Annotated in this window: 10 protein-coding genes and 1 pseudogene; 3 read left to right on the forward strand and 8 right to left on the reverse strand. The window is 73.5% G+C overall.

Annotated elements, in window-relative coordinates:
* Together ACFWWQ_RS13270 and ACFWWQ_RS13275 are read right to left on the reverse strand one after the other, a co-directional pair.
* Window positions 1-1555: pseudogene (locus ACFWWQ_RS13270) on the reverse strand (serine/threonine protein kinase); the annotation flags it as partial.
* A 197-nt stretch (window positions 1556-1752) separates the two neighbouring features.
* Entirely contained in the window at window positions 1753-3837 is a 2085-nt protein-coding gene (locus ACFWWQ_RS13275) for a protein kinase (protein WP_384594849.1), read from the reverse strand.
* Between the two features lie 188 nt (window positions 3838-4025).
* On the opposite strand from ACFWWQ_RS13275, the gene ACFWWQ_RS13280 reads away from it, so the two are divergent.
* Complete coding sequence (locus ACFWWQ_RS13280) at window positions 4026-5498, forward strand: serine hydrolase domain-containing protein (protein ID WP_384594852.1); 1473 nt, start codon at window positions 4026-4028, stop codon at window positions 5496-5498.
* Here ACFWWQ_RS13280 and ACFWWQ_RS13285 read toward each other — a convergent pair.
* Window positions 5435-7141 carry a glycerol-3-phosphate dehydrogenase/oxidase gene (locus tag ACFWWQ_RS13285; protein WP_384594855.1) on the reverse strand — a complete coding sequence of 569 codons (1707 nt, stop codon included), beginning with the start codon at window positions 7139-7141 and terminating at the stop codon, window positions 5435-5437. The two genes, ACFWWQ_RS13280 and ACFWWQ_RS13285, sit on opposite strands and share 64 nt — an antisense overlap.
* A 192-nt stretch (window positions 7142-7333) precedes the next feature.
* Here ACFWWQ_RS13285 and ACFWWQ_RS13290 point away from each other — a divergent pair, with 192 nt between their 5' ends.
* A complete protein-coding gene (locus ACFWWQ_RS13290; protein WP_384594858.1) occupies window positions 7334-8581 on the forward strand; it encodes a nucleotide sugar dehydrogenase in 1248 nt (415 codons plus the stop codon).
* A gap of 144 nt (window positions 8582-8725) precedes the next feature.
* Here ACFWWQ_RS13290 and ACFWWQ_RS13295 read toward each other — a convergent pair whose 3' ends face one another.
* From ACFWWQ_RS13295 to ACFWWQ_RS13310, 4 genes are all read right to left on the reverse strand, one after another.
* The gene (locus ACFWWQ_RS13295; RefSeq protein ID WP_384594861.1) at window positions 8726-9838 is read right to left on the reverse strand and encodes a GuaB3 family IMP dehydrogenase-related protein; all 1113 of its coding nucleotides are present in this window, start codon (window positions 9836-9838) and stop codon (window positions 8726-8728) included.
* A 289-nt stretch (window positions 9839-10127) separates the two neighbouring features.
* Window positions 10128-11630, reverse strand: coding sequence for an IMP dehydrogenase (guaB, locus tag ACFWWQ_RS13300; protein WP_384594864.1), 1503 nt, complete (start codon window positions 11628-11630; stop codon window positions 10128-10130).
* A 154-nt stretch (window positions 11631-11784) separates the two neighbouring features.
* Entirely contained in the window at window positions 11785-12360 is a 576-nt protein-coding gene (locus tag ACFWWQ_RS13305; RefSeq protein ID WP_285229389.1) for a sigma-70 family RNA polymerase sigma factor, read from the reverse strand.
* Between the two features lie 499 nt (window positions 12361-12859).
* Window positions 12860-13471: a response regulator transcription factor gene (locus ACFWWQ_RS13310; RefSeq protein ID WP_003948568.1), complete on the reverse strand. Its 612-nt coding sequence runs from the start codon at window positions 13469-13471 to the stop codon at window positions 12860-12862.
* Between the two features lie 397 nt (window positions 13472-13868).
* On the opposite strand from ACFWWQ_RS13310, the gene ACFWWQ_RS13315 reads away from it, so the two are divergent.
* On the forward strand, window positions 13869-14201 hold the full coding sequence (locus tag ACFWWQ_RS13315; protein ID WP_143941442.1) for a WhiB family transcriptional regulator: 333 nt from the start codon (window positions 13869-13871) through the stop codon (window positions 14199-14201).
* A 170-nt stretch (window positions 14202-14371) separates the two neighbouring features.
* On the opposite strand, the gene ACFWWQ_RS13320 is transcribed toward ACFWWQ_RS13315, so the two are convergent.
* Window positions 14372-15283, reverse strand: a complete 912-nt coding sequence (locus ACFWWQ_RS13320) for a LysR family transcriptional regulator (RefSeq protein WP_384594869.1) — start codon at window positions 15281-15283, stop codon at window positions 14372-14374.
* Window positions 15284-15474 lie beyond the last annotated feature (191 nt).

The raw sequence follows: 15474 nt of genomic DNA on the forward strand, positions 1-15474 counted from the left end.
GTCTCACCCCCCCGGCCCCCCGGGGGGGCGCCGGGGGGGGGGGGGGGGGGCCCGGCCCGGGGGGGGGGGGGGGCGGGGCGGGGCGGGGGGGGGGCCCCCCCCCCCCCGCCGCCGCGCGGGATTTCCGCCCGGACGGCTTCGGCGCCGGGGCGGGCCGCACGGACGGCGCCGCGCCGGAGCGGGCGGCGCCCCGGCGCGTCCGCTCCTTGCGGACCAGTTCACCGCGGCGCCGGACCACCGGCAGCCGCCGCGGATCGGCGCCCGCGCCGCGCGCGGGGAGGGTGACGAGCCCACTGTCCAGCTCGGGTTCGGTCGCCCCGCGGGTCACCTCGCGCAGTACGGCGAGGAGGGGGCCCGCCGCGGGCCGGGCGGCCGGGTCCGGGCCGAGCAGCGCCTCGACGGCGGGCCGCAGCGGGCCGCAGGCCCCGGCCGCCGCCGGGCGGTGTGCGCACACCAACCGGGCCAGCTCCGCCGCGCTCTCCTCCGGGTACGGCGGATGGCCCTGCACACAGCGGAAGAGCAGCGCGCCGAGCGCCCACAGGTCGGTGCCCGTCCCTACCTCGCGCCCGGAACCGGCACCGGCCGGAGCCGCCTGCTCCGGCGCCCACCGCTCGGTGACCGGCCCGACGAGCGCCAGCCGCATCTCCCGCACCCGCTCAGCGGCGAGCCCGCCGCTACCGGGACCGGACCCCGTAGGGGCAGGGACCGTAGGGGCGGAACCCGTACGGTCAGGGTCCGTCGGCGCCGCACCCGTAGGGGCTGGGACCGCCCGGACCACCGGGGCGGAACCCGTAGGGGCAGGGACCGTAGGCGAGGAACCCGTAGGGGCCGGGCCGCCCACCGCCACACCCGTGGGAGCCGTGCCGACGGGCTCCGCGACGGCGTCCGGCGCCTCGGCCGCCTCGGCCGTCTGCGCCGCCCCCGGCTCCCGCGCCGGAGCCGGAACCCGCACCGCGACCGGCATGGATTCCGTCCCGCACAGCGCCTCCTGGGCCGCGCCCGCCGCCAGACCGCTCAGCAGGGCGCGGCCGTCATCGCAGATCAGGACCGTATGCGCGGTGATGTTGCGGTGCACCCAGCCCCGTGCGTGCAGGGCGCGCAGCGCGGTGAGGACGTCCGCGCCGATCTCGGCGGCCCGCTGCGGCGCCAGCGGCCCGTCGGCGAGCAGCGCGGCGAGCGGGCGGGCGGCGATCAGCTCACCGGCGATCCACAGGGAACCCTCCGCCACGAAGACATCGAAGACCTGGTCGAACAGCGGATGGTCCGGCAGCTCCGCGGCCCGGGTCGCCGCCAGGAACGCGCGGCGCGCCAGCGGGTCCCGCGGATCGCGCGCCGCCTCCCGCGCCGCCCCGGCCCGCCCGGGACCGGGCCACCCGCCCGGCGCCGCGTCGGCGAACTCCGCCTCCACCACCTCCGGCAGCGGCACCTGACGCAGCAGCACCTCCTGCGAGCTGTACGTGTCGAAGGCGCGCAGCACCATGGCGCCGTCGTCACCCCCGGGCCGCAGCGGCAGGCGGTAACGCTCCGCGAGCACCCGCCCCGCGTACCGCTCCACGACGCCTCCCCTGCGTGTATGTGCCGCGCCCTCACCGCACCGGCGCCGCATACCCCCACGGGCGCCCTCCGGGCCACCCGCTCCGGACCCCGCGGGCCCGAACAGCCTTGTGAATCTCACGATACGTGCCCGGAGCGGGGGCTGCGGCCCGCTCCGGGCGAACGCTCACGGTCCGAGGAGCAGGACTCCCCGGGCCGTCAGTCCTTGACGGCGAACGTCGCGAACGCCGTGTCCCGCAGCTTCCGGCACTCCTCGCCCGACCAGGCGTCCGCCTTGCAGGTGATCATGATCGCGTAGCCGTGGCTGCCGTCCACGCGGAAGCCGCGGTCGAGCACCCGCACGTGCTGCCCGTGCGAGGTGCGGGTGAACGACCAGTCGGCGACCGTCGGGTAGTCCCGCCAGTCCACGGACTTGATGCCGATCAAGTGGTAGTCGGGCGTCGAGCTGCGCACCGCCGGCTCCTGCTGCCGCCAGGAGGCCGCCGCATCCTTGCCGGGCGAGGCGTTGAAGTCGATCTGAAGGCGCGGGAAACCGTCGCCGTCCTTGCTGAAGATGGCGCCGGAGTTCTGCCCCGAGGTGCCGGTACGGTGCCAGCCCTTGGGCATCGCCACCCGGAAGTGGAAGTCACCGTTGGCGACGTTCGCGTACCCGGCGGGCGGCTCGTCCTTCTTGCCGCCCTTGTCCTTGCCGTCGCCCTTCTTGCCGTCGCCTCCGGCGTCGGGCGTCGACGGTGCGTCACCGGACGGGGTGCCCCGGTCGCCGTCCGGCGCCCCGCCGCCGCGCGAGGCGTGCGTCTGCGCCGCGGTCGCCTCGATGTCCTTGCCCGCCGCGGCGCTGTTGCCCGGGTCTCCGCCGGACAGCGCGAACCCGAGGACCGCGGCCACGACGGCGAGGGCCACGACGACCGCGATGATGACGAGGGTGCGGCGCGGCACCACATCGGTGACCGAGGCCCGCGGCGGCCGCCCGCCACCCGAACCGGAGCCGGGACCCGAACCCGAGCCGGAGCGGGAGCGGGCCGCGGACGCCGCCGACGCCGCTGAGGAGGCGGCCGACGCCGCAGCCGCCCGCACGGTCTTCAGGGCGTCCCGCATCCGCTCCTTGGCCGCCTCGCTGTCGAAGCCGGGCCGGGCGGAGCCCGCCGCCTTCGCGGACGCGCCGCCCCCGGCCGCCGCACCGCTCCGCGGCTTCTCCGGAGCCGGAGCCGGGGCCGCAGCCTGAGCCGCAGCCGAACCCGGCGCCTGAGAAGCAGCCCCGGCCCCGGCCGCACCGGCACCCGCCTTCGGCGCCGGCCTGGGCGCCGCCTTCGGCTTCCGCTGCCGGGACTTGGCGGGCCTGGGCGCGGGCTTCGGCTTCGCCGCCGGACGCGGCTCCGCCGCTTCCTCGGGCACCACCGGCAGCGCCATCGCGCGCGTCGCGTCGAGCGGCGGCTCGGTCTTCTCCGGCGCATGGACGACCTTCTCCAGCAGCGCCCGCGCCCCGCCGTCGTCGAGCCGCCCGCCCGGGTCCTTGACCAGCAGCCCGAAGATGACGTCCGTCAGCGCCCCGGCGTGCTTCGGCGGCTCCAGCGGCTCGGTCATCACCGCCGTCAGCGTCGCGATGGCCGAGCCCTTGTCGTACGGCGGCACGCCCTCGACGCAGGCATACAGCAGACCGCCCAGGGACCACAGGTCGGCGGGCGGGCCCGGCTTGTGGCCGCGGGCGCGCTCCGGCGAGATGTACGAGGGGGCGCCGACGAGCATGCCGGTGGACGTCACCGACGGGTCGCCCTCGACCTGGGCGATACCGAAGTCGGTCAGCACGACCCGGCCGTCGTCCGACATCAGGACGTTGGACGGCTTCACATCGCGGTGCAGGATGCCCTCGCGGTGCGCGGCGCGCAGCACGTCGAGGACGGCGAGGCCCACCTCGGCGGCGCGGCGCGTGGTGAGCGGACCGTCGTCGCGCACCAGTTCGGCGAGGGAGCGGCCCTCGACCAGCTCCATGACGATCCACGGCCGGTCGTCCTCGTCGACCACGTCGTAGACCGTCACCGCGCCGTTGTTGCGGATCCGCGCGATCGCCTTGGCCTCCCGCAGCGTACGGGTGATCAGACGGCGCTTCTCGTCCTCCTCCACGCCGCCGGGGAAGCGCAGCTCCTTGACCGCGACCGTGCGGCCCAGCACCTCGTCACGCGCCCGCCAGACGGTGCCCATGCCGCCGCGGCCGAGGACTCCGGCGAGCCGGTACCGGCCGGCGAGCAGCCTGCCCTCCTTGCCGTCCATCTCGACCTCGTCGCCCACTGAATCCCCTCTGCAATCCAGCCGAGTTGGCGGCCCCGATTCCCATCGGCGCCAAACTGGCCCAACTCGGACAACCCACCCTGGCAGAGCCTTCATTCTCTCTCATCCGCGAGGGTGCGGAAGGCCCGGGGCCGTGACGTACAGTGCCGCGCGCACCCGCCATGACGGACCGGAGGACGGGAGTCCCGATGACGACGCGACGGCCGCGCCCCGCCCCCAGGGGCGTGCCCCGGCGCCCGCCCGCGCCTCCCGCGCGCCGCCACCCGCCCGCCGCGCGCCCCCTCCTGGCGGTACTGCTCGCCCTGTCCTGCCTGACGATCGGCGGCTGCGCGGCACCGCACCCCGCACCGGACCCGGCCCCGGTGCGACGGCCGCCCGACACCACCACCACCGCGTTGCGCGGCCTGGTCGCCGCGGGCGCGCCGGGCGCCGCCTCCCTGGTCACCCGGGACGGGAAGTTCGCCGCCTCGCGCTTCTCCGCCGCCGGGGTCGCCGATCTGCGCACCCGGCGCCCCATGGAGCGCCGGGACCATTTCCGGGCGGGCAGCCTCACCAAGACGCTGGTCGCCACCGTGATCCTCCAGCTCGCGGCCGAGCGGCGGCTCTCCCTGGACGACTCCGCGGCCCGGCTGCTGACGAGCGGCCACCGGACGCCGCCGGGCCTGTCCCGCGGCGTCCTTGCCCCGCTGTCCCGGGTGACGGCCCGCCAGCTCCTCGACCACACCAGCGGCCTGTTCAACTACACCGCGGACCCGGCCCTCCACCTGACCGGCCCGGGCTTCGCCGCCCACCGCTACGACACCCACACCCCCGCCGAGCTGCTGCACCGCGCACTGCGCCATCCGCCGGGCGCCGCCCCCGGCGCGCGCTACGCCTACTCCAACACCAACTACGTCACCCTCGGCCTGATCGTCGAGGCGGTCACCGGCCGCCGCTACGCCGACGAGATCCGCCGCCGGGTGCTCGTCCCCGTCGGCCTGACCGGGACCAGCTTCCCCGGCACCCGCACCACCCTGCCCCGCCCGCACGGCCGCGCGTACTTCCGCACCGGCCACCGGCAGGTCGACGTCACCGACCTGAACCCCAGCTGGGCGGGGGCCGCCGGGGAGATGGTCACCACCCTCGACGACCTCAACCGCTTCTTCGCCGCCCTCCTCGGCGGCCGCCTGCTGCCACCCCGCGAACTGGCCGAACTCCGCGACGAACGCGCCACCAAGGGCGTCTACGGCCTCGGCGTCTACGCCACCCGGCTGCCCTGCGGGGTGACGGTCTGGGGCCACAACGGCGACATCCACGGCTCGTACGCCCGGACCGGCGCCTCCCCGGACGGCCGTCACCTCGTCAGCTACCACGTCAACGCCGAGGCCCACGGCGACCGCCCCGACGACGACGCCGTCCTGACCGCGGAGTTCTGCCCGAAGCCGGGCCCGAAGCCGGGCCCGGGGCCGGACGCGGACGCCGGTACGGGCACGGCGGACCCGGCGGCGGACACGGCGACGGCGAACCCGGCGGCGAACCCGGCAACGGGCGCGCCGCGGGCCACCGCCCTCGCCGCGCCCGTCCCCGACCCCGCCCCCCAGGGCCCGTCCCCCGCCGCCTACAGCGGAACGATGTCCGGCGCACCCAGCCGCGCCGCATCGGCCGTCAGGTCGTCGGGCTGACGCTGCGATTCGCGCTCCGCCTCGACCCGCTTCTCGTAGTGCGCGACTTCCTTGTCGACCTGCGCGGCGTCCCAGCCCAGCGCCGGGGCCATCAGCTCCGCCGCCTCGCGGGCGCAGCCGGTGCCGCGGTCGAAGGTCTCGATGGAGATGCGGGTGCGCCGGGTCAGCACGTCGTCGAGGTGGCGGGCGCCCTCGTGGGTGCAGGCGTAGACGACCTCGGCGCGCAGATAGTCCTCCGCGCCCGTCAGCGGCTCGCCCAGCGACGGATCGGCCACCACCAGCTCCAGAAGCTCCTCGGTCAGCGAGCCGTAACGGTTCAGCAGATGCTCGACGCGGGCGACGTGCAGCCCGGTGCGGGCCGCGATCCGGGCCCGTGCGTTCCACATCGCCCGGTACCCCTCGGCGCCGAGCAGCGGCACGTCCTCGGTGACGCACTCCGCGACCCGCTGGTCGAGCCCGTGCACCGCCTCGTCCACCGCGTCCTTCGCCATCACCCGGTACGTCGTGTACTTGCCGCCGGCCACCACGACCAGACCCGGCACCGGGTGCGCCACGGTGTGCTCGCGCGAGAGCTTGCTCGTCGCGTCCGACTCCCCGGCCAGCAGCGGCCGCAGGCCCGCATAGACGCCCTCGACGTCGTCCCTGGTCAGCGGCGTGGCGAGGACGGAGTTCACATGCTCCAACAGATAGTCGATGTCCGCGCTGGAGGCCGCCGGATGCGCCTTGTCGAGGTCCCAGTCGGTGTCGGTCGTCCCGATGATCCAGTGCCGTCCCCAGGGGATGACGAAGAGCACGCTCTTCTCGGTGCGCAGGATCAGCCCGGTCGTGGAGTGGATGCGGTCCTTGGGGACGACCAGGTGGATGCCCTTCGAGGCGCGGACGTGGAACTGCCCGCGCTCGTTGATCAGCCCCTGGGTGTCGTCCGTCCACACCCCGGTGGCGTTGACGACCTGCCGGGCCCGCACCTCGTACGTCCCGCCCGACTCGACGTCCTCGACCCGCGCGCCGACCACCCGCTCGCCCTCGCGCAGGAAGTCCACCACCCGCGCGCCGTTGGCGACCTGCGCGCCGTACGACGCGGCGGTGCGCACCAGCGTCTCGACGAACCGCGCGTCGTCCATCTGCGCGTCGTAGTACTGCAACGCGCCCACCAGCGCGTCCTTGCGCAGACAGGGCGCGACCCGCAGCGCCCGCTTGTGGGAGAGGTGCCGGTGGACGGGCAGCCCGCGGCCGTGGCCGGACGAGAGGGACATCGCGTCGTAGAGCGCCACGCCGGAACCGGCGTAGAAGCGCTCCCAGACGTGGTGCTGGAGCGGGTAGAGGAACGGCACCGGCTTCACCAGATGCGGGGCCAGCCGCTCCAGCAGCAGCCCGCGCTCCTTCAGCGCCTCCCGTACCAGCGCGAAGTCCAGCATCTCCAGATACCGCAGCCCGCCATGGATGAGCTTGCTGGAGCGGCTGGAGGTGCCCGCCGCCCAGTCGCGCGCCTCGACGAGCCCGGTGGCGAGCCCGCGGGTCGCCGCGTCCAGGACGGTTCCGGCGCCGACGACGCCGCCGCCGACCACCAGAATGTCGAGTTCCCGTTCCGCCATCCGGGCGAGCGCCTCGGCGCGCTGCACCGGTCCCAGGGTCGCTGTCTTCACCACTGCCTCCCACTGTGATCGGGGCCACACCCCCGTCGGTCGATTCTGTCCGCGCCGACTGCCGTCACTCCCCCCTGCCGCCACCGGCGGCAACACCCCGCCACCTTGATCCACCAATTCCCATTCTGCGCGAAATGTCGACTTAGTCTACTTATGCGTCAATCGGAATCGCTCGGGAAGGGCGGCAGCAGCATGCCCGCAGACCTCGCCGTCATCGGCCTCGGCCACCTCGGCCTCCCCCTCGCCCAGGCCGCCACCGCGGCCGGCATCTCCACCGTCGGCTACGCACCCGATCCGCAGGCCACCCCGCTCACCGCGGCCGACGGCCCGCTCACCGCCACCGAACTGCGGCGGCTGACCGCCGCCGGATTCCGCACCACCGCCGACCCCGCCGCCCTCGGCCGGGTCCGCACCGCCGTCATCTGCGTCCCCACCCCGCTCGGCGCCGACCGCGCCCTCGACCGCACCGCCGTCGCCGACGCGGCCCGCACCCTCGCCGCCCACCTGCGCCCGCACACCACCGTCATCCTCGAATCCGCCGCCTACCCGGGCACCACCGAGGACTTCCTGCGCCCCCTCCTGGAGGAGGGCTCCGGCCTCACCGCCGGACGCGACTTCCACCTCGCCTGCTCCCCCACCCGCCACGACCCCGGCAACCGCACCCACCGCTACGCCAACACCCCCAAGGTCATCGGCGGCCTCACCCCCGCCTGCACGGAAGCCGCCGCCGCCTTCTACGGCCGCCTCACCGACAAGGTCGTCCGCGCCCGCGGCCCCCGCGAGGCCGAGACCACCGGGCTCCTGGAGACCAACTACCGCCACCTCAACATCGCCCTGATGAACGAGATGGCGGTCTTCTGCCACGACACCGGCGTCGACCTCTGGGACGTCATCCGCTGCGCCGAGACCAAACCGTTCGGCTTCCAGGCGTTCCGCCCCGGCCCCGGCGTCGGCGGCCACGCCGCCCCCGTCGACCCCAACTACCTCGCCTACCAAGGCCGTTCCCTCGGCTACCCGCTACGCATGGTGGAGCTGGCGCAGGAGGTCAACGACCGGATGCCCGGCTACGTCGCCCGGCGCTGCGCCACCCTCCTCAACGAGTACGGCAAGTCGGCCCGCGACGCCCGCGTCCTCCTCATCGGCGTCACCTACAAACCCGACATCGGCGACCAGGAGGGCTCCCCCGCCCGCGAGATCGCCGCCCGCCTGAGGGAACTCGGCGCCCACCTCACGTACCACGACCCGTACGTCCACCGGTGGACCGTCCTCGACCGCCCCGTCCCCCGCGCCGACTCCCTCTACGAGTCCGCCGCCGCGGCCGACCTGACGGTCCTTCTCCAGCCGCACCGCACGTACGACCTCCAGGGCCTGTCGGTGAAGGCCCAGCTGCTCCTGGACACCCGCGGCGCGACACCCACCGGCGCGGCCCACCGACTGTGACCCGGCCGGGTTCCGGGAACGCCCCGCGCAGGCCCCGGACATGCGAAGGGGCCCGGCCCACCGTGCTGGTGGTCCGGGCCCCTCCGCGTGGTCTACGACCTGCGGTCGGCGCTTGCGACGTGGGATCCCCAGGTCGTTACCGCACTACGCCGGGTCGACCGTCACCTCGACCCGCTGGAACTCCTTCAGCTCGGAGTAGCCCGTCGTCGCCATCGCCCGGCGCAGCGCGCCGAAGAAGTTCATCGAACCGTCGGGCGTGGTCGACGGGCCGAGCAGCACCTCCTCGGTGGTGCCGACCGCGCCGAGGTCCACCCGCTTGCCGCGCGGCACGTCCTCGTGGACCGCCTCCATGCCCCAGTGGTGGCCGCGGCCGGGCGCGTCCGTCGCGCGGGCCAGCGGGGAGCCCATCATCACGGCGTCCGCACCGCAGGCGATGGCCTTCGGCAGGTCGCCGGAGAAGCCCACGCCGCCGTCGGCGATGACGTGGACGTACCGGCCGCCGGACTCGTCCATGTAGTCCCGCCGCGCCGCCGCGACATCCGCCACCGCCGTCGCCATCGGCACCTGGATGCCCAGCACGTTACGGGTGGTGTGCGCGGCGCCGCCGCCGAAGCCGACCAGCACACCGGCGGCGCCGGTCCGCATCAGGTGCAGCGCCGCGGTGTACGTGGCGCAGCCGCCGACGATCACCGGGACGTCCAGCTCGTAGATGAACTGCTTGAGGTTGAGCGGCTCGGCCGCCGACGAGACGTGCTCGGCGGAGACCGTCGTCCCGCGGATCACGAAGATGTCGACCCCGGCGTCCACCACAGCCTGCGAGAACTGCGCGGTGCGCTGCGGCGACAGCGCGGCGGCGGTGACGACACCGGAGTCGCGCACCTCCTTGATGCGCTGGCCGATCAGCTCTTCCTTGATCGGCACGGCGTAGATCTCCTGCATCCGCTTGGTGGCCGCGTCACCGTCCAGCTCGGCGATCTCGGCGAGCAGCGGCTCCGGGTCCTCGTAGCGGGTCCACAGGCCCTCCAGGTTGAGCACGCCGAGGCCGCCCAGCTCACCGATGCGGATCGCGGCCTGCGGCGAGACCACGGAGTCCATCGGGGCCGCCAGGAACGGCAGCTCGAAGCGGTAGGCGTCGATCTGCCAGGCGATCGAGACCTCCTTCGGGTCGCGGGTGCGGCGACTCGGTACGACGGCGATGTCGTCGAAGGCGTATGCCCGGCGGCCGCGCTTGCCGCGCCCGATCTCGATCTCAGTCACGTGTGTGGCCTTTCCCTCTACGTATGCGGTTCAAGTATCCCCGACACGGCAAAACCCGCGGCCGGGGCACCGGCCGCGGGTTTCACGGTAGGGGCGTCAGAGACGCAGCACCCGCGCTCAGCGCCGCGAGCAGTTCGGCGCCTCGGTCGTCATCTGGCTGCACCCCCCGGGGGACAACCCCCGGACCCCCGGCCGGGGGCCCGCTCAGCGCCGCGAGTAGTTCGGCGCCTCGGTCGTCATCGCTGCACCCCCCGGGGGACAACCCCCGGACCCCCGGCCGGGGGCCCGCTCAGCGCCGCGAGTAGTTCGGCGCCTCGGTCGTCATCTGAATGTCGTGCGGGTGGCTCTCCTTGAGGCCCGCGGCGGTGATGCGGACGAAGTGGCCCTTCTCCTTCAGCTCCGGGATGTCGGCGGAGCCGACGTAGCCCATGGAGGCGCGCAGACCGCCGATGAGCTGGTGGGCCACCGAGGCGAGCGGGCCGCGGTAGGGCACCTGGCCCTCGATGCCCTCGGGCACCAGCTTGTCCTCGGAGAGGACGTTGTCCTGGAAGTAGCGGTCCTTGGAGAAGGAACGTGCCTGGCCACGGGACTGCATCGCGCCCAGCGAGCCCATGCCGCGGTACGACTTGAACTGCTTGCCGCTGATGAAGACCATCTCGCCCGGCGACTCCTCGCAACCGGCCAGCAGCGAGCCCAGCATCACGGTGTCCGCGCCCGCCGCGATGGCCTTGGCGATGTCACCGGAGAACTGCAGACCACCGTCGCCGATCAGCGGGACCCCGGCCGCGTGCGCCGCCTGCGCCGCCTCGTAGATCGCGGTGACCTGCGGCACGCCGACACCGGCGACCACCCGGGTGGTGCAGATCGAACCGGGGCCGACGCCGACCTTGATGCCGTCCGCACCCGCGTCGATCAGCGCCTGCGCGCCGTCCCGCGTCGCGACGTTGCCGCCCACGACATCGACGTTGATGTTGGACTTCACCTTGGCGATCATGTCGAGAATGCCGCGGCTGTGGCCGTGCGCACTGTCGATGACGAGGAAGTCCGCACCGGCCTCGACGAGCGCCTGCGCCCGGTCGTACGCCGCGTCGCCGACGCCCACCGCCGCACCGACGACCAGCCGGCCCTCGGCGTCCTTCGCGGCGTTCGGGTACTTCTCCGCCTTGACGAAGTCCTTGACCGTGATCAGGCCCTTGAGGACGCCCGACTCGTCGACCAGCGGCAGCTTCTCGATCTTGTGGCGGCGCAGCAGCTCGATGGCGTCCTCGCCGGAGATGCCGACCTTGCCGGTGACCAGCGGCATCGGCGTCATGACCTCGCGGACCTGACGGCTGCGGTCCATCTCGAAGGCCATGTCGCGGTTGGTGACGATGCCCAGCAGCTTCCCGGCCGCGTCGGTCACCGGCACACCCGAGATCCGGAACTTCGCGCAGAGCGCGTCGGCCTCGGCGAGCGTGGCGTCGGGACGGACCGTGATCGGGTCGGTGACCATGCCGGACTCGGAGCGCTTGACCAGATCGACCTGGTTGGCCTGGTCCTCGATGGAGAGGTTGCGGTGCAGCACACCGGCACCACCCTGACGCGCCATGGCGATCGCCATCCGCGCCTCGGTGACCTTGTCCATCGCCGCCGAGAGCAGCGGGATGTTCACGCGTACGTTCCGCGAGACCCGGGAGGCGGTGCTGACCGCGTTGGGCAGCACCTCCGACGCGCCGGGCAGCAGCAGAACGTCGTCGTACGTCAGCCCCAGCATGGCGAATTTGGCGGGCATACCGTCGACGTTGTCACTCATGACACCTTCCCCAATGCTCTTGCCTCAGCGCGGACGTCCATGCTAACGGCCCGAAGTGGTGTCTCATTCCACGAGGAATGAGGGCCTCATCACCCGTACCTTCCTACGGCCGCATCCGGCCACCGGCGTACGGTTCACGCCGCCGCGACAGGGCCTACTGCTCGGCGAGCGCCCGCAACCGGCTCAGCGCCCGGTGCTGCGCGACCCGCACCGCACCCGGCGACATCCCGAGCATCTGCCCGGTCTCCTCGGCTGTCAGCCCGACGGCGACCCGCAGCAGCACCAGCTCCCGCTGGTTCTCCGGCAGATTGGCCAGCAGCTTCTTCGCCCAGGCGGCATCGCTGCTCAGCAGCGCCCGCTCCTCGGGCCCCAGGGAATCGTCCGGCTGCTCGGGCATCTCGTCGGACGGCACCGCCGTACTGCCGGGCCCGCGCATCGCGGCCCGCTGGAGGTCGGCGACCTTGTGCCCGGCGATCGCGAAGACGAACGCCTCGAACGGCTTCCCGGTGTCGCGGTAGCGCGGCAGCGCGCAGAGCACCGCGACACAGACCTCCTGCGCCAGATCCTCGACGAAGTGCCGGGCGTCCCCGGGAAGCCGGGAGAGACGGGTCCGGCAGTAGCGCAGCGCCAACGGGTGCACATGGGCCAGCAGATCGTGCGTGGCCCGCTGATCCCCTTCGACTGCGCGTGCAACGAGATCACCGATCTCCTGCTTGCCGTCATCGCGCATCGGTCCATGGTGCCTTGGCGCGGCACCGGTCTTGGCACCGCCCTCGTCGTTGTGCACTGAACCGTTACGAGCCGCCGCGTTAGCACGCACGTCCCACGCCTCCCCCGATCGGGTTGTGCCCATGCCGACGTCGAGTCCTCGCCGGTAGCGTGTATCCGTGCTGTGAGGCACCGGGTAAGGCTTGTCCGTCATGAGGTCTCTTCTTGGCCGAGTGAGATGCCCCGGCCTCCGCCGGGGAGGAGTCACACGTCAAGGATGCGGCATCCCGTGACGTTTCGACGTCTAAGGGTTGCCCACGCCGCTCACGGACCGCCCGGCCGCCCGCGGGGCGGGACACCCGACCGGCGCCCGGCCCCCGAAACCCGGTGCGGCCCGCAGCCCGGCCGACGCTCCCCCGCACGGCCCGCGCCGCACCGCCCGTCGCACACGTGGCAAGGGGGCCACGACGATCGCCCCTCCTGCCGGAGAGAGCCGCCGCGACCCCGTTGGCCCGCTGGGGTCAGCGCACCAGACCCCAGCGGAAGCCCAGGGCCACCGCATGGGCGCGGTCCGAGGCGCCGAGTTTCTTGAACAGCCGCCGGGCGTGGGTCTTGACCGTGTCCTCGGAGAGGAACAGCTCACGGCCGATCTCGGCGTTCGAACGGCCGTGGCTCATGCCCTCCAGCACCTGGATCTCACGGGCGGTGAGCGTAGGGGCGGCACCCATCTCGGCGGAGCGCAGCCGCCGCGGCGCGAGCCGCCACGTCGGGTCCGCGAGCGCCTGGGTGACCGTGGCCCGCAGCTCGGCGCGCGAGGCGTCCTTGTGCAGATAGCCGCGGGCCCCGGCGGCGACCGCGAGGGCCACGCCGTCCAGATCCTCGGCCACCGTGAGCATGATGATCCGGGCACCCGGATCGGCGGACAGCAACCGCCGCACCGTCTCCACGCCGCCCAGACCGGGCATGCGCACATCCATCAGAATCAGATCCGAGCGATCGGCACCCCAGCGGCGGAGGACTTCCTCGCCGTTGGCAGCCGTCGTCACGCGCTCGACACCGGGAACGGTCGCAACCGCCCGGCGGAGCGCCTCTCGGGCAAGCGGGGAGTCGTCGCAGACGAGGACGGAAGTCATGACTGTCCCCCGCGGCTCTCACAGCTGCTGCGCGTCACCTTGAGCCTCCAGGCTGGTACATATCGTCACCGGTGCGCTTGACGGGCTCGGACACCTGCCCGATCACTAACTCCGCCAACCGCTTTCGCACACTCAACGACGGTCACTCGAAAGAGTTACGGGTTCGAGCATCGAATTCGGCACGCTGCGTGAGGGCCCGGACACGCAGACGGACACGGCCCGCCAGAGACGACCGGCCGCCCCGTATGAACCCTATGCCCTATTTGGCTCTCTTCCTTCCATTTACCGGCGATATGACGCTAGATTCGCAATGAGTCATATTTACATCTACTTAGACAGTAGATGTACCGTCGTCACCACCGAGCCCGATACAGCAATCGCTTCGAGGGGACACGCAATGGCAGATTTCTCCCGCCTCCCGGGCCCGAACGCAGACCTCTGGGACTGGCAGCTGCTGGCAGCCTGCCGCGGTGTGGACAGTTCGCTGTTCTTCCACCCCGAAGGGGAACGCGGCGCCGCCCGCAGCGCGCGTGAGACATCGGCGAAGGAGGTCTGCATGCGCTGCCCCGTACGGGCCGAATGCGCGGCGCATGCGCTGGCCGTCCGCGAGCCCTACGGGGTCTGGGGCGGCCTGACCGAGGACGAACGCGAGGAGCTGATGGGCCGGGCCCGGCACCGGATGGTCCCCGCGACCACGCTGGTCGGCCCCGCGAGCGTCCAGAGCGGCTGACACCGGGCAGCCGACCCGTTCAGAAGAAACGTTCCTTCAGGGCGTGGCCGCGCCTCAGCCCAGGGTGTGGCCATGCCTCGTGATGTCCTCCACCGGCAGTGGACCGCCTGCGGCAGGCTGCCCGCCGCAGGCCAGGAGCCAGATGCGGTCGGCCGCGGACCGCCGCGCCGTCAGCGGGCCGCCGCGCTCTCCAGCTGGTCGAGCATCGCGCCGACAGCCGGCACCCGGGCGAGGTCCGGCAGGGTGAGGGCGACGATCTCGCGGTGCACGGCGGGCTGCAGGCGTACCGTGCGCGCGCCCTTGGGGCGTACCGACGCGAGGGTCAGCTCGGGCAGGGCGGCGACGCCGAGGCCCGCGCCGACCAGGCCGATCACCGCCGGGTAGTCGTCGGTGGCGAAGTCGATGCGCGGGGTGAACCCGGCGCTCTCGCACACCTCGACCAGATGCGTACGGCAGCGGGGGCACCCGGCGATCCACGGTTCGCCGGCCAGGTCGCCGAAGGCGGCGGAGCCCGCGGCGGCGAGGCGGTGCCCCTCCGGGACCAGGCCCACCAGGCGGTCGGTGAGGACCGGGCGGACGACCAGGTCGTCCCAGTCGGCGCAGGCTTCCGGGGCGGCGGCGCGCACTTCCGGGTAGCGGAAGGCCAGCGCGATCTCGCAGTCGCCGTTGCGCAGCATCTCGATCGAGCGGGGCGGCTCGGCCTCGTCCAGGGAGACGCGGGTACGCGGATGGGCGGCGCGCATGGCGGCCAGCGCGGTGGGCACCAGCGTCGAGCTGCCGGAAGGGAAGGACACCAGCCGCACACGGCCGGCGCGGAGCCCCGCGATGGCGGCGACCTCCTCCTCCGCCGCGGTGAGCCCGGCGAGGATGCCGACGGCGTGCCGTACCAGCGCCTCGCCCGCCTGGGTCAGCCGCATCTCGCGGCCGGTGCGGACCAGCAGCGGAGTGCCCGCCGACTGCTCCAGGGCCTTCATCTGCTGGCTGACGGCCGGCTGGGTGCAGCCCAGTTCGCGGGCGGCGGCGGAGAACGAGCCGGTACGGGCGACCTCGCGCAGCACGCGGAGATGGCGAGCCTCGATCATGATCCCAGTATAAGTGGAACTTGGAGTTAAGGGGGAAATAAGGGTTGAGGCTTTGATCGCCCTTCTTTTCCGCCCGCCCCGTTTCCGCTCGGGTGATGCTGTAGTGGGGCTGTGGGCGGGCGCGTCCGAGCCGCCGGCCGGAGGCGCCTTCGGCGGACCGGTCGGGTGGGTGGCCGGACGGGTGCGTTCAT

Source organism: Streptomyces sp. NPDC059080 (assembly GCF_042739975.1).
GTDB lineage: Bacteria > Actinomycetota > Actinomycetes > Streptomycetales > Streptomycetaceae > Streptomyces > Streptomyces benahoarensis.